This window comes from Acinetobacter sp. ATCC 27244 (genome assembly GCF_000156555.1).
Lineage (GTDB): Bacteria > Pseudomonadota > Gammaproteobacteria > Pseudomonadales > Moraxellaceae > Acinetobacter > Acinetobacter haemolyticus.
Genome location: NZ_GG665968.1, coordinates 18,878 through 19,424, shown reverse-complemented (window position 1 = coordinate 19,424; position 547 = coordinate 18,878). Strand labels below are relative to the sequence as shown.

Genomic DNA, 547 nt, shown 5'->3' with positions numbered 1-547 from the left:
GGTGGTGTTTCAAAAAGTATGCTGAAACAAAGCAGGTTGAATTTTGATAAAATAGAGAAATGCGAATAACTCTAGAAATCAAATGTCCAACCTGCCTCAGTGACAGTATAAAGAAAAATGGCATCAAAGTAGATGGGAAACAAAACTATCAGTGCAAAGACTGTAAACGTCAGTTTATTGGTGACCATGCTCTGAGCTATCTAGGATGTAATTCAGGCATTACTCGAAAAATATTACAGTTGATGGTCAGAGGTAGTGGTATACGAGATATCGCTGAAGTTGAGCGAATCAGTATCGGTAAAGTTTTACGTACTTTAACCGAATCGACCTACCAAATTCAGCCTAAACAAAGTCATTATGAGTCTCTTGAAGTTGATGAGTTTTGGACTTTTGTGGGAAATAAAAATAATAAACAATGGCTTATTTACGCCTACCATCGAGAAACAGGTGAGATTGTTGCTTATGTTTGGGGTAAAAGAGACTTAGCTACAGTTCAACGATTGAAGACAAAGCTTAAACAATTAGGTATTCACTACACCCGAATTGC

Annotated in this window: 1 protein-coding gene; it reads left to right on the top strand. The window is 36.9% G+C overall.

The genetic code is table 11. The features are described from left to right. Nucleotides 1-59: 59 nt before the first annotated feature. On the top strand, nucleotides 60-547 hold a 488-nt coding region (locus tag HMPREF0023_RS15090), incomplete at its 3' end, for an IS1-like element ISPa14 family transposase (RefSeq protein ID WP_008942497.1).